This is a genomic window from Agrobacterium bohemicum, from assembly GCF_002896715.1.
Classification (GTDB): domain Bacteria; phylum Pseudomonadota; class Alphaproteobacteria; order Rhizobiales; family Rhizobiaceae; genus Agrobacterium; species Agrobacterium bohemicum.
This window is the reverse complement of sequence record NZ_PGEL01000016.1, coordinates 59,970-81,570: the sequence shown is the minus strand read 5'-3', so window position 1 is coordinate 81,570 and position 21,601 is coordinate 59,970. Positions and strand designations below refer to the sequence as shown.

Sequence of the window (21,601 nt, the reverse complement as noted above, 5' to 3'; positions counted from 1 at the left end):
AGCCAAAGCCGGGAAACCGTCAACTTAAACGGTAGCCTAGGCCCCGGTATTAATCTGAAANTCGCGTTTACCTCGCCCCCCNAAATCGAATTACCACGCGCCTTTGAACTGGCAAGGCTTCAGCTGATGGCGTTCTTCTACCTCCAGACCTACAAAACGGAATCGCAGGTCGGTGGCTATTGGCTTCATGGATATCATCCCGTCCAGATGGTGAGGTGGGAAGACTGGGGAAATGCGGTCATGCGCCAGTTGATGACGGAAATTAATGATTGGGATTNCAGGTTTCATTGCATCACCGCAGACGGATTTTTCAAAGCAATGACACGCAAACACCCTACCGCTGAGACGTGGGTATGGGCGTTAGAGTGGAACCGCTCACACAGGCTGATCGGCTTTTTCGGAGAGCGTGATCCCGCCCAAGCTATCGTAGACAAGTGCCGGATGACTCGCCCAGTCACCATTTNCGAACAGCCCAACCAATCGCTTCATTACCGTGTTGAGACACCTCTGAGCGGCGATGACGACACTCTGTTCGATTGGACCGAAAAAGTCGCGACATAGCCGCTCCCTAGAGCTAGATGATCTCTTTTTACTTGCACGGCGGCAGCATGGCCGGATCGCCGCGCATCGCTTCTAGGTCTTCAAGTTCCTGAAGAGAGGCAACGTTGAGCTTGTGGGTGATGTAGTCAGGAAGCGCGAAGGGGCCGACCGCTTTCTTCGCCGCCACCACGGTGATCCAAACTACCCCGTCGGCGTATTTTGCGTCGAGGCGACCTAAAAGCGATTTCTCATCGCTGACGAGTACTGTCATCGAACGACCCGAAGGGGAGATCACACTCAGCGAGAGTTTGTCGGCGATGACATTGATCATCAGGACCCATGCCCCCGGCCAGCTTAACGCTTTATTTACTTCGGGATTGTTCGGAGATTTTAGGAACGATGAACCTCGCACGGGAATAGCCCGTCGCTTTTCAAAGTCCCCTTCCCGCATCGCCGCCCGCAGATGGCTTGCATACTCTGTGGCCAGGAACGCATCACCTAGCAGCTTATATCCCACCGCCAAGCCAAGTTTGGCGAGCATACGTCCACCCGTGTCAATTGCTACAGCCGGTCGGAGGTGCAGCTTCTCTCCAGCACGGCCTTTCCTATCGACCGCATCTACGGTCTTCATATCTTCGGCTTGAACGGTGTTTTCCGGATCGGGAACGCCGATTCCCCAGTCGGGTGAAATATTGGCATTCACCACGTAACGCTCAGCTTTATCGAAGTGATGGCGGAAGGATTCAAGGCTCACCATGATCCAGAACGGTTCTTCGGAGGTGAGCGCAATGTATGCTCTTCCGCCCGAGCCTTTCTTGATAATCGGATTACCACCTGAGTAAGTGGTCCAGTTGGGATTACCGTCGTCTGGACGAATATGGATAATATTCGCGCCGCACGGACCTGCCCAATAATCCGCGATATGTCCGACAGGAACCGGAATGCCTTGAAGAGGTCCCAAATAGTCCAAGGGTATTGGCGCTACAGCTTTTTNACCGGCCAGATATTCCAGTGAGCCTTGTGACCGTTCCGCTTGTCCGATCCACCCACGGATAAACTCCCCGTCCACAAACAAACCGCTTATACTGTTGCATCGCTGGCAAACCTCGTCTGTTCTCCAGATATCTTTGGGTAAAAANTCGCCTCCAAGGGCATTTGGCCAGATATGCTCGTCAGAAAACTCCTTCTCTGCCTTTTCTTCACTACAATACAAACAGGTCTTCATCCGGCGCTCCGCCTTTCCGATCAATGGGTGCTGTTGCCGCTCGCTTTCGTTGCTCGGTATATTCTGAAATCACTGTAAATGACTTCAAACGACTTTCTTTCAGGTGATCACTTTATTCGATAGGTGCATTTCTTATAACGTGAGCGTCGACAGCTTGCATGAAACGCAAGGTCTCCCGCGTCACGTCCCTAAATAAAATTGCTTGTTCTTGTCCGTAGACAGCTGCAAAAANCTCATCGCCGCCGCCTTCAACAGTTGCCGTCGCCGTATCGATGAACTCGTCGATCTCCATTGATCGCTCATCGCTCAGTTGACATTTTTTCGATATTTCTTCGTAGATATCTTTTTCTGCGGGCCCAAGTTTTGCGAACCAATACTCTTGCGTCATACATATCATCTTATCTTGAGAAATAGCATAAGCTGGCCCAAAGCATGCGCTAACAATCACCACCAAAGAGAATGTTGCAATTATACTGAGCTTCAATCGCCCTGTGGTTTGACCATTCGAGGGCCGAGGTATCTTTGGATTTGAGGCCTTTTTCGCGATGCGTTTTGGTCTCTTCAACATAGGCATCAATCCTCGACTTAATTAGATGTTTTGCTGATCCAGTCGTATCGGCCGCCCGTTTCAGCATAAATCCGGTAGCCTCGTCCAAAGCTCCAGCGGATTTACGTTCAAATTCGCGCACTCTGTTTGTTTCCATCTTTTNCATGTCTTCCAATGTCAATCTTGCGTCATGAGGAACTGAAACAGGTTCGCAGGTAATAAATTTACCCGACAGATAGGGCTTAGTCACATGATTTGTATTCGTGACTTTTATAAATATGCCGTCTTTACCAAGGATAGCCATTCCTTCAATTTCAATAATCTCGTAAATCTCATTATTATCATCACCAGACATCCCCCTGTATTTTGTTTTGAACTTCACTGCATTACCGTTTCCTAGGTTTGTAACTAGCATTCGCTGGGGCTCGAGTCGGACATACTGAATATTTATATTCAGTATGTCACGAAGTAGGTCTTTGATGCTGTGTTGCCAATCTGGTCGTGACAACGTGTACTTACACGATTGGTCCTCTTGGTAAACAATCGTTTCGAGACGGAAAACCTCAGAGCGAACGGCACTTTGCGTTGAAACGAGAAATACAAACATCAGACTCTTAAGTTTCCAGTTCATTGACGCTCCCCGTCTCGCTGAAGACCTTGTCGGTGTAAAAGCAACTGCACTTTCTAATTCTATTTCGAATTTACATAAGCCATCTCCGCCACCAGCGGCAACGTCACCGGGGCTGCCAACACCTCCTCCGCCACCACCGGCTTTTTTACGAACCGCAGATACTTTTCCTTTTCGAGCGCCCGCTTTCGCTGAAGAAAATTGGGATGCGTGGAGAACACCGAGCTATCGACACCATGAATCATGAGCCGGGCATGGTGCCGCTCGTAGGAACTGAGGCGTGGCTTGTGGTGAAGTTTTTCGAGCGCTGAAATCATGTCCTCTTTGCTGGTCAGCGCCGCACCTACGGCGTCGGCCCAGTATTCGCGCCTGCGCGACATCGCAAGGATCAGGAATTCCGACATCCACGTTAGTATCCAGCGGACCCAACGTTGAAGGGTGCGCGAGAATCCAAAATACCAGACCAAGGCGTTCTGGAATGAACGGGCCAGCCCCATGCGCCGCATGTCATTGGTGGCGATGTGGCCAAGTTCATGACCGATGATGGCATCAAGCTCGGCATCGGTCAGGGTGTTGATCAATGGTTGCCCAAGCACCACCATGGCGCTGTTGCGCGTCGCACCGATAGCAAAGGCATTGTTGTGCGGCATGATCGCCACCCACGGGCGAGTGGTGAGGCCCAGTCGCGCCGCGAGAGCCCCAACCCGCTGGGTTAGCGGGTCGTCATCAGGCAAANCCTTAATGCCGAGATCACGTAATGCCTTATTACGCTGACCACTCAGGCCGGTCAGACCCCAGAACGTACCCCACAGCGGCACCGCGATGTAGCCGCCCATGGCACTGGCTGCTGCAATGCCAAATCCCGCGCCGACCGGCATAAACAAAAGACTGCCCCAGAGCAGTCCAACCCAACTGCCCAGCACCAGCCCGACCCACGTCAAAAAACTGCTATTGCGTATGCGACGAACGTCCACGTCCCCTGTCATGACTGCCCCCTATGGCGTTTGCATTCCCACCCTTTGCCTGCATGCTTCGCTTTTCTCGTGGATCACGAGTTGCGTCTTGAACGGGCGTTTGCCCGCGATGTCGGTAATGCCGTAGCGCCAGCCGTCGCCCTGCCATTCCCCGAGTAGTTCCTTGATCTCGTCGCTGGTCAGCAGCGGACGACCAAGGAACTGGATGCCCTCCGTCATGGAAANCCCGCTGTTGGTCGAAGCGTCACCGCTCCAGCCGCCCAGATGCGATGACACGTTGGTATTGCTGCTGGTGGTGCGGATCGCATGGGTCTTGTGACCGAGATAGCCGCTGACCATTCTGGCGGTATCGTCGTCATTGATGCCGAAGAACTGCTTGACCGCGCAGTTCAGGAACGGACGCCAGCTGTTGTTCGGATAATGTTGTTCGATTGAGTAGATGTTCTGGAGAAAAAACCACAAGCGGACCCCTGCCCCCGCATGGGTGTGGATCGCGTCGCGGTATTCGGGAAAGGAGCCAAGACTTAAGAACTCATCGAGGACGAAGAGTACCGGTATGTCCGGCTGGCGCGGATTCACCAGCATGGCATCGAGGGCGGCTTTCAAGACTACACGCAGGTAGCCTGAAAACGTCGTCATCATGTTGAACGGGATTTCGATGTAGACCGTGGCGGTCTGATCCTTGAGGTTTTCGAAGCTTACGTCGTTACCACTGACGCTTCGCTGAATATCCGCGTCTTTCCATTCGTAGAGCTTGCTCGACAGGCTGTCTTGTAGGGTTTTGAGGCTGGTCTGGGAGTTCTTTTCGAGGATGATTGTGCCCGCGTCCTTCGACGGCGGGAACGTGAGCATATCGCGGGCTACGTTGAGCAGCGCCTGCCCCTTCAGCATCGCCATCTGGCACACCGTCGCCATGGTCTGGCGATGTGGTGGAGCCTTGAACCGGACGTACATAATCATGCCGGTCATGATTCCGACGGCGTCGTCCATAAAGAACGACGGGGCCTTTGAATCGTGGGGAAAGAGTTGCATAGCGATAGCGCGGGCGTCGGACTCGCGTTTGACCCGGCTGAGCGGGTCGAACCGGTGGACAGGTTTACCGGAACCGGCATCGAGCGGGGCGATCCGGTACACCGGGCCTAGGGTGCTGCGCCACTTGGACGTTTCCTCGAACAGTTCTCCCTTGGGGTCGAGCACCACGCAGCTTCCCTGATAGCGCAGGAGGTTCGGAATGATCGTGGTTAGTGCCTTGCCCGTCCGTGTACGGGCAATGGTCAGCAGATGGCCGTCGCCATCCCAGTGGACGAACCCAGCAGGTGAGGTTTGGCGTTCGTCGGTGAANGTGCCGAGCAAAATGGAACATGGGTCGTTGAAGGCGGCGCGGTCGCGCAGGAGGCGTTTGAGATCGTCAGAGGTTGGCCAGCAGGCGGAGCCATACAGCGGTGTTGGGTCGGCAAGTTGGCGCTCGCGTTCTTCGCGGGCAGCAAGATCGCGTTTGGCGCGTTCGATGATGGGCTTGGGATCGCGGCCTGAGGTGACAGCAGCTTCGACGGCATCGGCTACTTCGGGACCGTAGAGTTGCTCAACCCGTTTCCGTGCGGAACGGGCTTTAAGATGACGTCCTGCTTTGAAGCCCCATTTGCCCCAGTTGAAGAAGGACGCGATATCGCGCTGCCATCCTCCGAATGGATCGTATTTGCCCATATGACTGCCCCGGCCTGACTTGAGCAGACTAGCGATCGAAACTCAAATTGAAAAGATCGAGCAGGAATAACCTTAAGTTTTATCTCCAGTTGTCTCGGCAGAGATAATGCCTTGGCAACGAGGAACATCGCTTCGATATATATGTGGGAAATTAACAAAGAAATTTATTGGACCGCTAGCAACGTTGAGCTCGGTGGCAAATCGCACGGAGAGTTCTTTCAATCCCAAGAAATTCCCGTAGGAGTTAAATACATTTTGAGATCTAAATGTTGCGAACATCACCAACTCGCCATGCCTGATGGCCACTTGCACCGCACTTAAACAGGGTATCCTCGGGCCGGGATCATTGGGTACAACTAAAGGAATGAAAACTGATTTNGCGTATTTGTTCTCTTTTAACTTTTTGACCGCCAATTCAAATTGATTAACTCCAATATTGTTGAAAAATCGATCCCCATATGTCGAATTTAATTCTTCAATAATTTCCGTTGAAAACATTTTCCTTGTGTATAATTCGATTATTTTTTTTNGAGAATGGCGTGATAAAATGCCATTAACATCATCAAATTCTGATATTGTGAAACATATCGATGTGGTCTCAAATATTTCCTCGCGGTTATCAAAANCCCATTCACCGTTACTAAGCACAGACTGAATATACTCCAGCCAAACCTGACCTATTTCGCTGTTTTNCAATAAAATCATGCTATTTTACTTCATTATCAATATTCTTAAGCAACGCATCGACAGGCACGTGGAATATCTTGAGTCTATCCAAATCTGCCGTTTTAATTTCACTCCATACGATAAGCCCATGCAATATTATGCTAATAAAAACACTAAANGCAATATATGTCCATGAAGATTGCGCTCCATCAGAGTAATATACTCCAATACACATGTACAATGTATTCGTAGCGCAGACTATTACAGAAAAANTTGACGTCCAATGAAGGTTTAATGTGGCCTTAGGGTGCCTAGGATCTTTCTCAATAACAGATCTCCACTTGAGATCATTGATATCATCCTTCAAGAACTGAAANTACAGAAGGCGATAGTTGTTCATGTACCTCATCATTTNGTAAGAATTACAATGAGCAGCGACAAACCGGTGAAACGGGACCAAACCAGCCGCTCCAACCAGTAAGAAAAGCCAAAACACCCAGTTGGGAAAGCTCTTAATCAGCGCTTCAAGTGTGTTGTCGGCTGGATTTATTCTAGTTGCCCATCCAAAAATAGAAAGAGAAACGAAAGGAACCGTCAACAACGTAAGAAACATTTTGATAGATTCCGACCGTTCGCTATGTGAGTACAGGTAAACATCGTATACTTTTTCAAANTCTTTAAGTAAAAATGAAAAATTTGTCTGCCTGTCAATGGATCTTGATTGCTCAATCGTAGCTTCAGCTTGTCTCTTCATCGCCTCTGCTTGCATTTTCAGCAACTCCAACTCGGCCTTTCCAGTGGATGCTTGCTGCGGTGACGTTTCTCTCGGTGGCCTGCTCATCTTTNATCTCACCCGCATGGAATCTGATAAACAACTTATGGAAGAAGAATCGCTGATATTCAAGCAAGACAAAATCTTAAGCCTTAAGAAATCACAGAGAAGAAACTTAGTCAGTTCGGCCGATTTTCTTAGGGAACTACTCAACTTACCATAATACCACTAACTCCGGATGCTCCGTCGCAATCGAAGGCCTGAACGCATCCTGCTCCAAAAACCGTGGCGGCCACGTATAGCTGAATTTCTCTTGATCCAACCACATCTCAAGCGCACGGGCCGCGGCGGTGCCGGACAGATCGAATGGTATCTCCTGCACCACGCGATACTGGCGATGGCCCTCCGCCGCCACGGCGTCGATAGCCGTGGCGATGGTGGCGGGGTTGAACAGTTTCTTGGCGTACTGGGCGCGGTGGTTCATGGCCATCAGAACATTGCCGTCGGAACGTTTCATCAGAATGCACTCCCCAGATAGATATCGGTGATCTTGAGACGGCCATGGCCCAGTTCGGCAGAAATCTGCCGACGCGCGGCGCGGTCGGCTTCGCGCTCAGTCTGGGTCATGGTTGCCCAGTTCTTGCCACCTGCCAGCGGGCATACCTGTCCGCTCAGTGCCACGTAGCGCTTTTGCGCATACGCATGGCGCAGACCGTGCGTATTCCGCAGGTTCACCTTGAGGGTCTGGTATTCAAACCGCTTGAGGTGTTCGATGTAGCTGAGGTGTGCCGGTATCAGCGAGCCGCGACCGGGCATGAGTTTCATGACGTGCTGGAGAACCTGGCGCTGTTCCAGCGTGGTAATTGGCACGGTGCGAGCCCTGCCCCCTTTGGTCCAGCTGCCTTGCAGCGAGATGTACTCGCCGCGTATCGCTGTCAGCGGCTGGAACTTCATCGCCTCTTCGCGGCGCAGGCCGAATGCCGATTGCAGCAGCAGTGAGGCTTGGATGTACGGGCATTCAATCGCTTTGAACTTTGCCGGGTCAAGTGTCTGGGCGCGGTTGCGGGTGATTTCGCCACGCTCCCCGACGCCATAGGCGGCGTTGTCACGGTTGACGACGTTCGGTTTGTTGATCTTCTCCGCCCACCAGCGCAGCCAAGTAAGCCTGTTACGAATACTGGCATCAGTGGTGTCGGCATCGAGCCACTTCTCCACCAGCGCTTGAATATGTTTCGGTTTCAGCGACGCGGCCGATGGCAGCTTATAGCCGAGATCGTCAAGGTCATTCGCCATAGCGGTCAGGCCGCGCCGGCGGTTGGTCTGGGTGCCATACGAGCCATCACGGTTACGCTGGCTCAGACGCACGAGGTCCATAGTTAAGTTATCCATCTTGTTCTCCTCCACAAAANTGGCGGTGAGTGTTGATGGCTGATGGCGATTCCTTGGAAGTCGTCATCCCGCGAAGGTCATTCGCGGCAGAAGCCGGAATGCGTCAGTCATGTCCTTTCGTCGGTAAAAGCCTCCCGAGCCAGCCGGATGGCTGGCCTGCGTGGTTTGCCCTGCTGGGCACCGGCACGGGTTCGCATGTGAACGGGTGTCGGGAGTAGGTACCGCTGCGGCGGCGCGCGAATATAATGAGCATGCATGATGCCCTCCTTTTTGCTGGGGAAACGGTGAGGTAGATGGATCAGCGTTAGGCGTGATCTAGCGGGATAATGAACGCACCCGGTTTGTAATTTCCAGCGGTGTGCGCTGAAANTGATCAGCGAAGCGGAGCGTTAAACCGCGCTCATTTGCGGGTCATGTGGAAACCTTTGCGTGAAGATAGCGGCTGCCGTGGGTTTGGCTGCGGTTCGTCACTCCCCAATAAATTGGCGAGTGACGAACCGCCCGCCGCCCGCATGTCGGATGTTGCACATCCGACCGGTCTCGCCTTTTCACTCCGCTGCCTGCACGCGCACCATGCAATCTCTTCGGCAGACGATGGGACCCTGCCCCGTTTCCGGTAACCCTCCAGCCGTGTGCCGCCGCAAGCGGTCTCCCGAGCACAGGCTGGCCGAACACCGGAGGTCACGGGGCTGATCGGGCCATCTGCCCAAGAGATTGCATGGTACGCGTTCCGCCTGCTCCGTTCCGGCGAGAATGCGGGCGACGGGAGGCTCGTGACGGTGCTTCGCGCTTCCCCCTGTCCTGTGGCGGGAACGGAAGGTGGCGATTGGCTTTCATGTGCCTCCCATTGGCACGATCACGCCCGCGACCGGTATTGGTCGTGGTTAGTCCCTGCGGGTCAGGCCGCAAGGCATCCAGCCGTATCCCAAGGGAGCCTCAGCCGGACCCTCCATTGCAGCCTGCCCCTTATCAGGGCCTTGAGACACCCCGACCGGTCGCGAAGGACGTGACCGTAAACCAACGGGAGAACCTGACATGAGCCAACCTAAAACCACCCTCCGCCCGACCCATGACGTTTACGTGGTGGACGGCGAAGGCGACAAAGCCTTCTGGACCAAAATCGGAGCCGCATGGCAGCACCCCGACGGCGACGGTCTCAACATGACCCTGCATGCCGTGCCGCTCAACGGACGCATCGTAATCCGCAGCGCCAAGGCCACGGAAACACGTAACCGCAAGGGGCGCAGCTAATGCGCCCCGCCAACTACGGCGTCCGTGATGGCCACCTCGTCTTCCCCGAGGTGGCTGTTCCCGAAAACACGGTCATCCATGGCGACTGCATTGCCGTCATGGCCGGATTACCCGCCGCGTCGGTGGACTTCGTCCTCACCGACCCGCCGTATATCTGCAACTACCGTGACCGGCAGGGCCGCACCATTGCCAACGACACCAACGTCGACCGGCTGGAGCCTGCGTGCCGTGCAATCCACCGGCTCGTGAAGCCAGCCGGACACGCTGTGCATCAGCTTCTACGGCTGGACCGCCATCGAAGCATTACCGTCGGCGTGGGCTGCCGCCGCGTTCAGGGCGCGTTGGTCACACTGAGCTCTACAAGGACTATACGTCCCGTAGAGAGCGGTCTGAAGCGCAGCACGAATTATCTGCACGTATTGTCACTAGGCGAGCTGGTGCCTGATTCAGCCATGGTCCGAGGTCAATGCTCTAGCTAAGGCGAAAGCACTTAGCGTCAATATTAGCATCGTGCCCCTAAACGGTTATGCCCTAAGTGCACGAAAAGGTTACGGACGCAGATTAAGAAAAGGCTTGAAAGCTAGGCATCGAAGCACTTCAAAATTGTGAGTAAAAATTGAAATTACCCGGCTAGATTTGATTAAAAAANTCTACTCAGAAGAGATTTTAATTTTTCCACTTGCAACCTGATAATACCAAATATATCATGGTTAACCTAGGGGATTAATACATAACTATCCGATTTTTNATGATTTCATCGCGAAGCGTTGCTTACGATGTCAGTAGCGCATATTTTTCTCCGTTCAGGAAACGCAGATGGCCACGATATCACCTATAGCTGCTATATCTCAGCTCACAAAACTCAACAAAAGTGCTTCAACTATAATAGTTTCAGCTATAGCAATATTCGCTGCTATATCTATTATTACGAACTTTAATATTGATATAAAAACATCAATTCTTGTGGCAGCTTATATAATCGGGATTGGAACAGTCCTGATAATCATCGCTAATATTATTGATGATAGGGTAACAAAATATATCATTGGATACACATTGACTGTTTGCTTTTGTGTCGTCGCAGTATGTTTTGTAGTGTCGGCGTTGTTTAGAGATCAGGGTATTATTAACCCAACGTATTGCTTGGTAAGGTTTNGGGAGAGATGCAACGTCATTGAAGACCGCGTCGCTGAACTCAATAGCCAAGCTATTGATTCTAAAANTGAANTTCCACAGGTTATATCGGGAAATAACGCAGGTGTTACTTCCTCAAATTACAAAGTATTTATCCAATTTGCTGGCCTTATTACACGCGAAAGTATTCAAGACTTGAATGCAGCGCTTAAAGCAGGTGGCTGGAGAGTACAAAGTGATAGTGGTGAGCGCATCAGATCAGCCGCAGGAATAAACGAGATACGATACAAAACTGGTGAAGACAAAGCTGCGGCTGAGGCCTTGGCAAAAGCTATATCGGCATCACGGATCGCATCTGTTCCGTTGGCGGTAAAGCAAGTTTCTCTCGTCGACACAGGAACTCTAGAGGTCTGGATTTCAAATTAATCATCGTAGCGAAAGCTGCCATGTATAGGTGGTAGATTGTACCATCACTGCTTTAAATTGGAGACATTATATGCTTCAAGTAACGCGATCCGACTGGAATGAACTCTTTCCCAAAGCTCCTCAATTGTATATCGACGCATTGGTAGAAAACCCTACCCCTCTACAAAAGGTTGGGATTACTGAAANCCGAACGCGCCTTGCCTATACTTTAGCTAATGTCGAGCACGAATGCGGCGGCTTCACCGTTAAAAATCTGACTGAGAATATAAACTACTCTGCCAAACGGATGGCAGAGGTATGGGACAACCGTTTTTCATCAGCGGCAGATGTTGTCGCAAAATACGGTTATGGGCTGGGATGGCAGAAGAAAGCATTTGACGACATATACGGAAACCGCATGGGCAACAGACCTAACACGAGCGATGGGTCACGGTACATAGGCCGCGGAGCACCGCAAATCACCGGTCGCGATGGCTACAAACAAGTTGGAAAAAGATGTGGGCTTAACCTAGTAGAAACCCCCGAGCTAGCCACTCTTCCAGAGAACCAGCCCGCGATTATTGCAGCCTTCTACGACTGGAAGCAGCTGGAGAAATACGCCGATGAGGGCAACTTTGTAGGTTTCGTTAAAGCTTGGAACGGCGGAACGAATGGGCTTGCAGACCGCAAGTCTGCGATGAAAGGCAATGACCCAATTATTGAACGTTTGAAGAACGTGACGTCGGCGATGCCGATCCTCGACAAACTTATCTAAAANGGAGTTGAAATATGCCATCAGCATTCGTGAATCAACTAATTCAAGTGGCCGCAGATGAATGTGCGTATTTCGGAGATGGAGCAAAGAAAGAATATGAGAGCTCTGTTTTCAAACGCGTTGGGGAATATTGGACTAAACTAGCGAAACATCCGCCCTACTCTTCATGGGCTGGATACAATGGTCGCTCAGGAGTTAAGTTCGACAAAAACGGAAACGTCTCCTCTAATAAAAATCAGCCTTGGTCTGCCGCATTTATTTCATATGTTATGAGCGTTGCAGGCGCAGATAAAAANTTTTCATACGCCCCCTCCCATTCCGTCTACATCGTTAAAGCGTTGGAGCAAGCCAAGAAAACGAAACCGACTGAGGAATTCATCGCTCGCCGCCATAAAACGTACACTCCCAAACTCGGTGATCTCATCGCATGTGAACGTAAACCATCTATTGATCCGAACTTTGACACCTACAAATCGTACGTTGCCGCTGGTCAGTATGAAGCTCACTGCGATATCGTGACGGAAGTTCATGATAAGTTTGTCATCACGATTGGCGGAAACGTCAAAAACTCCGTCACTCGCAAGAAGTGGCCGCTCGATGGCAACAAAATGATCGGGAACCATGATCCTGGGAGCTCAACCTCCGGCGTGATCTGCATTATCGAAAATGGCCTATAGTAACCATCGTACGATAGAGCACACCGGCATTATAGGTAATGCGGAATCACGCGAGGCTAAATTACGCGTCGGATTTCGTCCGTGAGGGTGTCGATATCGCCGCTGAAACTGCCGATCATCGCGTGCAAAAAAGGCTGTGGGCGCAGTTGGTCTTCATTGAAATCAAGGCCCGCATTGCGAGTAAGCAATGTTAAAAACACAAGTTGAATTCGGCCATTGCCTTGTCAGGCTCACTGCGGTCTTTCAGCCAACTTTCTGACCGCCTCCAACAAACGTGCAGCTTCCTCGTCACGCCGGTTCAAGACTTTAACAATCTCTTCTGCCATGCGCTGGTCGTTTAATCGAAGCTCCTCAACGATCCGTTTGGTCTCCGCACGGCTTGCCTCTTGGGTGGCAACGATGTGGTGCGTAAGTTTTTCGAGCGATGGAAGCGTTTGGTCAGGCCAGACGTAACCAACGCCCATCGGTATAAACTGCGTTACGACCGAAATCACGATGGCGAAGACAGCAATACGAATAGCACTTTTAGCGGCATGATCAGTCTGTTCCGACGCCTTGTCGAATTTGTCTAGGAACTGGACGGCATGCGACTGAATATCGGTGGCTATTTTGGCAGCGCCGCCCATGACATCAAGCATATCCTCAAACTTTGACTCAATGTCCTTGAGTTTACGGTTCGTCTCCAAAATTGGATTAGGTGGAATCTTCGGCGTCACAAGCGCAGGGGCGTGAGATTTCACAACTTTTGGCTTCTGAGAGGCTGTGAACTCACCAATTCGCCTCCGCTGCGCGTCTATATCCTCATGAATCTGCCGTATGCTGCCTGTGGAAGCGATCATCGCAGCCATACGCGCGCGTTCTTCTTCCTTTCGCGCAAATAGATTCACCAGGCCTTCCGAGGTGGAATGAAGTCCCATCGCCTTCGCCATTGGGCTCACGCGCCCCTCCCCTTCAAACGTGTTTATAACATCTGAAAGCTTAAAGGTTTTTTTGGAGGGATCACGTTCATCGGTCATATAAATCGTCTCGGAAATCGAGTGAAATAGCCTGAGAGCACCTACGCGCTGCCTTTTGCCTCTGACAGGGCAAGCAAGCGGGAGAAAAAACTCTCGGAATTAAAGTGAGCTTCATCGTTGATCTCAACAAGCGGTTCTTGCGCCGCAGCCTCAAATAACAGTTCACTTCCATAAATCGCATCTTTGTCTGTACTTGGTAGCGTCCACGCCCCCAACTGAGAGTGACCGTGCATTTCCAGTCGCGCCAACGCCTCAAGGCGGAACTGGATAGCCCTTAGTAACGCACGGCGCTCTTTACCGGAAACGGGCTTATTATCCAGCAATCTGGAGAAAGCTAGCGCTGTTGCCGTTCCATCCTGCCTATCTTTTNCAGGTAAGGCAGCGTGGGCAGCGTTGGCTTCCACCAGCAAGCTGGCATCAATACGGGTCTCATTCACTTCGTCCAAAATGCCCAGCGTTAATCCTCCCAGTAGACACGTTCTAGTTTTATCGCGGAAATCACGTGATTCTGTGGATGGTACTTTCACTCACGCCAAACGCCCTTGCAATACGTCCACACGGTTCCCCTTTAGCCCGACGCGCGGCAACCATTTCACGTTCTTTTGGTCCAAGTTTTCGCGGTCGGCCAAACTTGACACCGCGCTGCTTGGCACGCTCCCGACCAGCAGCGGTGTTATAGAGGATTTTAAGGCGATGCTGGCGAGCAGCCCAGCCATAGACGTATGCGATAAGATCATCCGTCTCCGAAAACGTATCGACAAACGCCTCATCTAATAATCGCAAGGTGGCCCCTGCATTTCTAACGGTATTAAGAATAAGCAGCATATCAAGGGGATCACGCGCGACGCGATCACCAACTGTAGCAAGCAAGGTATCGCCAGCTTTCAGTGTTACCAAAAGCCTGTGTAGCTCTGGCCTGTCGGTGGTGTTTTTACCGCTACGCTTTTCATGGAACACGCACTCGCACCCGGCCTTTCTGAGCCGTTCAAGCTGGTAGGCCAAATCCTGGGCTTCGGTGGAGACGCGTGCATAGCCGTAAATCATGACCGCACCTTGCAAGGCAATTTTACGGGGACAGTGGGCAAAGCCATGCTGATAAATACTTTATATCAATTAGGTTTAATCCCAAATTGCACGCGTCACAAATCACGACTTATGCAAGTAGGGCAGATTCACAATTTGTAACTGAACCTCTATTTTAGAACTACTGAAAACTCTCGGTTTTTCTACTTGGGGCCGCAGGGACCGTGCTTGATCTGGCAACCGTCAAAAATCGTGATTTTTGATAGTCAAAAGGCTCCGTACCGCACGCATCCCGCGTAGCAGGCATTAACTTGGAGCCGTTCATGCGTGGCATGCGTCGTTTTCACCCTGTTACCGTACTTGCACTCGCATGCCTTTCCTCACCTGCCCTCGCCGATCCAACACCGGTGGACGTGGTCATCCCCAACTACGAGATCACTTTCTCTGAACTGCCTGAAAAANTTGATGTTCTCGGCCTGCGACCCGGAATGGACGAAGAAACCACGAGAAGTGTGCTAAAAAACGCTGGGTATAAGTATCAAGGGAAAGAAGGCGGTACCGACTGCACATTCCCCACGACGCCTTTTCAGCGGTTTAAAGTGTGCATCGAGAAAGACACCGGCGCGAGGCGCTTCACGTCTGCTAATCCCTTAGAAACGGTCTATCTAAAGTTCGCGCCGGTGCAAGCTGGTGGCAAGCTCCTAGAGATCATACGCTATATCGACTATCGAAACGCGAAGAGTTCGGCAGACATACCCAAGCCGGAGGACGTCGCAAATGCTCTACGGGAAAAATATCCAGCCCCGACGACAGGCACTAATTTNGACATGACCAAANTCCAATGCTGGGCGTACCGCAATGGACAGCCAGTGGAAGAATTTGCATGGAGCCAGACCTATTGCGAAGGAAATGGCAAAGTCGCGGTGGACGTCCGACTGAAGTTGTCCATCTCTGATCGCATGGATACGGTCCTCAGCGACCTTGCCGCATCCCAACAAGCGGAGGAGAAATACCGGGCTTTTCTGAAGGCGGCAACTCAGAAGATTCTTGAAGACAGCGTCAGTGAACGTGCGACAGCACCAAAGCTATAATCGCTCCTCCCACATCTGCTCCGAATATGAGGCCGCGATGAACAAGAATCTTTGCATACTTACTCTGTTGTGCGGCTCCTTGTTGACCGCACCAGCGGCGGCTGCGCAATCGGTTGCCATAGCCAACGCGTGCGGTATTCCGGTCCACCATGCGTTCATAGAGGTTGGCAAGCACGAGCCGCCGCAGGTGTTCACACCGGATAAAANCGACGGGCGCTGGGAGTTCAACTTCCTCGCCACCGCCACCGAGCCGCTGACCGCGATGTGCTTCCGCACGACCGACAAGGCCACCCTGTTCCGCGTGCCGTTGCCGGAGGGACTGACCCGTTGCCATTTTGAGGACAAGGCGCTGGCTTGCTCAAGTGAGAGCGTCCGTGTGGCACCGGTTCCCACCGAGCAACGCTCCATGGAGGGGATGCCCTCCGCTGTGGCGCAAGCTTTTCTGGCATGGCGCAAGGCATGTGGTGATACTGCCGAGGCAGTGTTTNCGGACGACTACCTGACGGTGGTCGATATCGACCATGACGGCGATGATGACTACGTTCTGAATGGCGACGAAGCCACGTGCGTTGCCGATGGCAAGGTCGTGTCCCGTAGTGGCGGTAACGGCGGCACCAGCCTGACAATTTTCACGCAGCAGGCCAAGACAGTCACGAAAGCGTTGGCAGTTTTTACGCAGAGTGCGGACGTGCGTGCCCATAAAGGGTTTGCTACGGTTGCGACAGCCGACGGTATCTACCGTCTCACCAACGGCAAGGCCGCAAAGATCAAGTCCCGCAACGGTGGCGATGTGGTTTACAGCCTCGGACGGTGAACAGGAGGCACAGCCTTGGTGGTACGAAGAGTTATGATGATTTNGGCATTGGTATGCCCAGCCGGGGCTGCCAATGCGCAAGGCGTATGTGGCGACGCCGCCAACCAGCGGGCCATCAATGAATGCTATGGCACGCTGTACAAGCAAGCCGACAGTCAATTGCAGGCCACCTATGATAGTCTACGTAAAAAGCTCACACCGGAGGCGGCCACCCGTCTCCGCGATGCGCAGCGGGCGTGGGTCGCTTATAAGGAGAACTGGTGCGCCTTGCAGTCTTCCACCGTTGAGAACGGTTCGATGTATCCGTCCGTCCTGGCGCAATGCCTGACCCAACTGACCAATGAACAGTTGGAGCGGCTCACCTATCAAAACACCTGCGTAGAGGATGTGGACTGCTGGCCGAAACGATAAATTACAAAACTGAGGCCTAAGACCCACCTTTTGCGCGATATCGGCGGTAACTAAAAATAGTCGCCCTGCATTATATTGAAGGGTGGGGAACAGCGCTCCGGAACTGTCGACTATGCGGCTTTGGAAGCTGACGGCTTGTTGTCTCGCCGTGCATCAATCAAAACTACATCGGGACTGTTCGTCAATTTGAGATCCTTCAAAATACCCCTGACTTTAGCTAACTCTGAGGTAGTGAAATAGATGATGGCTTTGATACCTGTCTTGGCGTCGCTGGCCTTCTGATAAATCTCGACCTGATTTTGAAGATTCTTGGCAAGCTTCGTGTTCTTAGCGAGCTTCATCTCTACGAGGGTCTTCTCTGTCCCTCGGCTTATTTNGAAATCAACCGGTCCGCGACCATCGTTGGCTTCGGCACCAAANTCGGAAGGCGTCCCAAACCAGACCAATCGATAAAGAACGTGCAGGTCCTTTTCTCGCTCGATTGGCACGCCCTTGTCGTTATAGAAGAAACGGTGACCGCCTTTGTTCTCGATGACATCTTTCAGGTACGCGAGGCGCGCATGAGCCTCCTCATATGTCGACTTGCCAATTTCATAGAACTTTGTGTTTGCGACAAGAGATGCTTGCAAGGCACGCAGTTGTTCAATGAACATGTACTCGATTGCCATGACCTTTTCCGCGCTCACATCTGAAGCGTTGTCGCCATTTTGCTCCTTAAGCCGGATGTAATAATCAATGATTTCGGGGAACTGCCGCATTGTTGCGACCGCAGCCTGAGCACGCTCTTTCTGCGTGGGCTCGGGTTGTTTCTTTCCGGGTTGTTTGGGACGGCGTTTCAGCGCGGTCTCGAAATAGTTAAACACAGATGAGCGCAATTGCACGTCAGGGATCGCGGTAGGAATGTTCTCGAACCCGTCGATCAGATCCTCTTTGTTGATCCAGTTCTCATCTCGGGTCAGCATATCCTTGGGCGTAAGTATTACATAGTCACCGTTCACCACCGGCAGCCTGTATTTCGCACGCGACCAGGCTTCGGTGTCGTAGTTGAACCGAGCGCGCTCAACCCAAACTTCACGTACGGCTTCTGGAGGTAAATGGGCAGCAGCAAAGGTTTGGGTGTATTNGCAAAGAAAATCTTTGATCAAATTCGTGGTAAANTCGCTGATATTGTCCCGGCCTACGCCATCAGAAACCAGGCAGACCTTTTCCAAGTGACTACTTTCGGTAATCTGCTCTTGCCCGAAATTTGGAAAAATAACGTTTAGGTTTGCATGAAGATTGCGCGCGAACTCCATCCCGAGACCAGCGCCACCATTTCCTGAAACTGAGAACCCCAGCCAGTTTTGTTTTACCTCTTTGAAACAGTACCAGTTTCGCAATTCGCCCTCGTTAACAGGGCCCGCTGCGGCACGGTCGCGCAGAAAGACAAGATAATTGATTATCGCTTCATGTAATTCTACATATTCAGGTCGGTCGCTATGAAAAAGCAGAAAGGGATCGATGAAGAGCGGCAGGTCATTTACAACTGAGATGTTTAAAGCGCCGTAATCCTCAAAAACCTCCGCGTCCACACCGAAATAGTCGCTGATAAAAGTTGCCATAAGTTCCCCCTTCCTTTTTGACAGTATAAAGGAAGTTAAGACTGAACAACAGTTTACTGTGTAAAGCACACGGTTCTCCCCAAATAGTTGTGAGAGCCGACCTCGTCATCAAATTTTGACTATTTCACTCCGCCCAACGCCGAGTCTGCGGGCCTCCCCTCACCAACGTCGTTCCGAACCCCGTTAATGAACGGTCTCTTCCGGCAAATCGAAGACACGACCAATAGAACGGAGATAAGCGGCAATTTCCAACCGCAAGTGATCGCGTTCGCCGTAGTTGTCACAGATTTCCTGAACCTCTCTCACCACGCGGTCAAAGTCTTCATCCAGTACGTCGATCTCCCCAAATACATAGGTGTCATGTCCCACCGCACATATGGGGCATCCTGTCGCGATAATCTCGTCTACGAATTCTGGGATCTGGTCTTTGCGCATTTTGGCCTCCATGCGAATTGACCAGCAGCCTTAATGTTCGGTCTAGGCGTGGCAATATGCAGATCTGCACTGCCGCTGTGGGTTGTCTGTTATTTGATGGCACGGTTATGCAATTCTGGCACAGATATGACAGCCAGACTTCTTCGGCCACGATAGGGTTTAGACACTTCCTGCGCTTCGGAACGTAGGAAGTACCCGAAGGTCAGAGAGTGGGCCGTCCTCTCCTGAACACGTAATCAGGAGGGGACGGTTTTTCGTTATCAACAATCGCGCCGATGAGAAGCTGTCTCTACATCTTGCATCTGGCACAGCTGTTCAAAGCTCAAAGGCGGCGCGACCGTGCAGCCGAGGCATTGAATCGGATAGTTCGGTTGACTCATTGAATGGAATAATTGCTCGTTTTCAACGTGGGTAATAAACCATCGGTGTACGGGTGTCTGACCTCTGACGGGCGTGATGTCGAATAAGTTGCCCTCTGGGCACCGTACGACAGAGTGCGGGGTGTATTGCTTTTGCTCGCCAAACACCAAANGGAGTAGCCATCCCNTGACTGCCACATATCCACGGTGATGTTGCACATAGTAATCGACGTTCTGATGGCACTCGGACGGTTGCGGCTTCCAGTCGCCAATCGTGACGTCGGGATTAAACGGGACGTTGAGCGCTTCGCCACTCCGGGCGCACACATCACGCTGATACTCATTTCGGTTCATTATTGTTTCCCAACCAGTGCTCCGACGGCGGCAGTTTCGCAAAGCGCCACATAATGCCGGGTGGCCTAACTATCTTTCTGCAAGCGCAGTTTGCCGCGCTGACGCGCATCGGCACGCCAAAGTTTTTTNCGTGCATCCGCTGTTTCGAGATGCCTATATTTCCCGCCTGAGAATTTGGGCCAGTCCAGCGCCATGCCAGCGCTGACCATTTCAGCCGCCAGATCACGGCCATCCGACAAGAAAAATTCCGCGACAACTCGGTCGTACGACAATTCCGGCCTGATCCGGGCGGTGATGGTTTGTCCCTTGCAGAGCTTAACCAGCGCCCATTTGGCTTGTTTGCCATAGGGATGGTCGAGTTCGGGAGCATCGATCCCAGCAAGTCGAATATGGCGGCTATCGATGACAATCGTGTCGCCATCAACAACCCAGCACGGCCCTTGCAGAATGGTATCGACTGGCGCTAGCGGAACAACAATTGAATGTGGGGTCGCATTCTGCTGCGGAGTTGGGCGAGTCACAATCACAACCGGATGCGATTGTTTCTTCCATGAAGACGAGCGCCTTTTCCTCCCGAAAAATGCCCGTACTAAANTACGAAATAACCCCATGTCCCCAACCCACTACACGCATTGTTCCCTTTATCTGGACAATACCCACAAGTTGTAAGTGAGGGAAAGAGAACATCTCGCGGATAAGCGTGTACGGCTGAATCTTTCAGNCGATATCGCTAACATTGCAGCGCGCACTTCAATTACCGTCGACGGTAGTATGCCCCCCACGCCAGCCGGATATCGGCAAACGACCATTCGCGGCGGCGGCCATAGGCAGGGCTTGGACGGGTGTAGCAACTGGCAAGTCCGGTCTCTCGCTGGAATTTCATGAACCATGCCGATGATTTNGGTTTACCGCGAGGCGTGGACTCGATCTGGCGGATGATACCGCTGTGCGCCCAGCAGTCGTTCGGGTTCGGGATTGACGCTGGGTTTGTGAGGTATGTCCTCAGTCTCTGCAAAGTGACATCGTCCGGTGACTGGTGAAGGTCCTTACGCAATTCGGCCACAGCTAAGGCTACGCCCTGTCGTGCCGCCTCCCGTAGCATGTCGTTCAGTTGGATATCTGAAAGCACAATCGCACGAAGGGGTTCCATATGCCGATCCTTTCCTTATGAGGCATTAGGGCGACGGATACCAGTTTGGTCGAGCCTCCCTCCCGTTGAAATGATCCTGCTTAAATGCCTGCCAGTTCGCCAAGGCGCTGGGTTACAGGTCGGAGCGGATCGACAAGCCCGAGGTCGTAGATCATCGTCGTCTCAAGATTGCCCTTGTGATCGACGTAGTGGGAGACCGCTTCGCGGGACACCCCCTGCCCCGTCAGCATCAGCGAAATTGCGATGCGTTTGAGGTCGTAAAGTTGGAAGTGGTCGGGCACACCCGGTAACGCCTTAAACCGCGCCAGTCCCTTGCGGAAATTGTCGCGTGGCTTTGATGGATCAGAATGTGACGGGAACACAAGATTGCTACCGGGCCAACGATCCCGCTGGGCCCGGACCATTGTCGCCACCTTGCTGTGGATCGGCACTGTGCGGTAAGCGTATTCGTAGAGAGAACGCGACAACTTGATGCCTTTGGTGTTGTGCTTGTTCCAGATAAGCTGGTCCAGATCGAAATGCGCAAATTCGGCGTTCGCGAGATCACTAGGGCGAGCCATAGTAAGGAAANGGACGCCCATGTAATTGCACAGCTCTGCCATCTGGTCATTGGCTGTAACGATATGGGCTTTGACGAGAGCCTCATCGCGTTTCGCGATA

The 21,601-nt window shown here is 52.1% G+C and carries 14 protein-coding genes; 4 read left to right on the top strand and 10 right to left on the bottom strand.

Translation table 11 applies throughout. The features are described 5' to 3' along the window. Window positions 1-589: 589 nt before the first annotated feature. From CUC55_RS02210 to CUC55_RS02170, 5 genes are all read right to left on the bottom strand, one after another. Entirely contained in the window at window positions 590-1,765 is a 1,176-nt protein-coding gene (locus CUC55_RS02210) for an HNH endonuclease (RefSeq protein WP_103086847.1), read from the bottom strand. Window positions 1,766-3,002: 1,237 nt separating this feature from the next. Next, window positions 3,003-3,776, bottom strand: coding sequence for a M48 family metalloprotease (locus CUC55_RS02195; RefSeq protein ID WP_425352719.1), 774 nt, complete (start codon window positions 3,774-3,776; stop codon window positions 3,003-3,005). Between the two features lie 159 nt (window positions 3,777-3,935). Next, a complete protein-coding gene (locus CUC55_RS02190) occupies window positions 3,936-5,618 on the bottom strand; it encodes a type IV secretory system conjugative DNA transfer family protein (protein ID WP_103086843.1) in 1,683 nt (560 codons plus the stop codon). A 1,652-nt stretch (window positions 5,619-7,270) separates the two neighbouring features. Continuing rightward, window positions 7,271-7,573, bottom strand: coding sequence for a hypothetical protein (locus tag CUC55_RS02175; RefSeq protein ID WP_067652602.1), 303 nt, complete (start codon window positions 7,571-7,573; stop codon window positions 7,271-7,273). Continuing rightward, the gene (locus CUC55_RS02170) at window positions 7,573-8,445 is read right to left on the bottom strand and encodes a phage integrase N-terminal domain-containing protein (RefSeq protein WP_067652601.1); all 873 of its coding nucleotides are present in this window, start codon (window positions 8,443-8,445) and stop codon (window positions 7,573-7,575) included. The genes CUC55_RS02175 and CUC55_RS02170 overlap by 1 nt, the downstream gene beginning before the upstream one ends. A gap of 1,035 nt (window positions 8,446-9,480) precedes the next feature. On the opposite strand from CUC55_RS02170, the gene CUC55_RS02165 reads away from it, so the two are divergent. From CUC55_RS02165 to CUC55_RS02145, 3 genes are all read left to right on the top strand, one after another. Next, window positions 9,481-9,696, top strand: a complete 216-nt coding sequence (locus tag CUC55_RS02165; protein WP_067652599.1) for a hypothetical protein — start codon at window positions 9,481-9,483, stop codon at window positions 9,694-9,696. Beyond that, on the top strand, window positions 9,696-10,175 hold the full coding sequence (locus tag CUC55_RS02160; protein WP_067652597.1) for a class I SAM-dependent methyltransferase: 480 nt from the start codon (window positions 9,696-9,698) through the stop codon (window positions 10,173-10,175). Before CUC55_RS02165 ends, CUC55_RS02160 begins: the two co-directional genes overlap by 1 nt. Window positions 10,176-12,024: 1,849 nt before the next feature. Further along, window positions 12,025-12,687 (top strand): DUF2272 domain-containing protein, encoded by a 663-nt coding sequence (locus CUC55_RS02145; RefSeq protein ID WP_103086838.1) that lies wholly within the window; start codon window positions 12,025-12,027, stop codon window positions 12,685-12,687. A 230-nt stretch (window positions 12,688-12,917) separates the two neighbouring features. Here the strand turns inward: CUC55_RS02145 and CUC55_RS02140 are convergent, their stop codons facing one another. Together CUC55_RS02140 and CUC55_RS02130 are read right to left on the bottom strand one after the other, a co-directional pair. Then, a complete protein-coding gene (locus CUC55_RS02140; protein ID WP_067652589.1) occupies window positions 12,918-13,703 on the bottom strand; it encodes a hypothetical protein in 786 nt (261 codons plus the stop codon). A gap of 498 nt (window positions 13,704-14,201) precedes the next feature. Next, a complete protein-coding gene (locus CUC55_RS02130; protein WP_067652585.1) occupies window positions 14,202-14,747 on the bottom strand; it encodes a recombinase family protein in 546 nt (181 codons plus the stop codon). Window positions 14,748-16,664: 1,917 nt separating this feature from the next. Here CUC55_RS02130 and CUC55_RS02115 point away from each other — a divergent pair. After that, entirely contained in the window at window positions 16,665-17,042 is a 378-nt protein-coding gene (locus CUC55_RS02115) for a lysozyme inhibitor LprI family protein (protein ID WP_103086834.1), read from the top strand. A gap of 1,784 nt (window positions 17,043-18,826) precedes the next feature. Here CUC55_RS02115 and CUC55_RS02105 read toward each other — a convergent pair. The 3 genes from CUC55_RS02105 to CUC55_RS23495 form a co-directional block, all read right to left on the bottom strand. Continuing rightward, complete coding sequence (locus CUC55_RS02105; RefSeq protein WP_067652812.1) at window positions 18,827-19,078, bottom strand: hypothetical protein; 252 nt, start codon at window positions 19,076-19,078, stop codon at window positions 18,827-18,829. Window positions 19,079-19,856: 778 nt separating this feature from the next. Beyond that, on the bottom strand, window positions 19,857-20,402 hold the full coding sequence (locus tag CUC55_RS02095) for a thermonuclease family protein (protein ID WP_103086831.1): 546 nt from the start codon (window positions 20,400-20,402) through the stop codon (window positions 19,857-19,859). Between the two features lie 619 nt (window positions 20,403-21,021). Continuing rightward, window positions 21,022-21,543, bottom strand: coding sequence for a tyrosine-type recombinase/integrase (locus CUC55_RS23495; RefSeq protein WP_425352718.1), 522 nt, complete (start codon window positions 21,541-21,543; stop codon window positions 21,022-21,024). Window positions 21,544-21,601: the final 58 nt, after the last annotated feature.

Excerpts from the sequence above, each read along its gene's own strand:
- CUC55_RS02175 (WP_067652602.1), bottom strand. The coding sequence starts at position 7,573 with ATGAAACGTTCCGACGGCAATGTTCTGATGGCCATGAACCACCGCGCC.
- CUC55_RS02170 (WP_067652601.1), bottom strand. The coding sequence starts at position 8,445 with ATGGATAACTTAACTATGGACCTCGTGCGTCTGAGCCAGCGTAACCGT.
- CUC55_RS02165 (WP_067652599.1), top strand. The coding sequence starts at position 9,481 with ATGAGCCAACCTAAAACCACCCTCCGCCCGACCCATGACGTTTACGTG.
- CUC55_RS02160 (WP_067652597.1), top strand. The coding sequence starts at position 9,696 with ATGCGCCCCGCCAACTACGGCGTCCGTGATGGCCACCTCGTCTTCCCC.
- CUC55_RS02140 (WP_067652589.1), bottom strand. The coding sequence starts at position 13,703 with ATGACCGATGAACGTGATCCCTCCAAAAAAACCTTTAAGCTTTCAGAT.
- CUC55_RS02130 (WP_067652585.1), bottom strand. The coding sequence starts at position 14,747 with ATGATTTACGGCTATGCACGCGTCTCCACCGAAGCCCAGGATTTGGCC.
- CUC55_RS02105 (WP_067652812.1), bottom strand. The coding sequence starts at position 19,078 with ATGCGCAAAGACCAGATCCCAGAATTCGTAGACGAGATTATCGCGACA.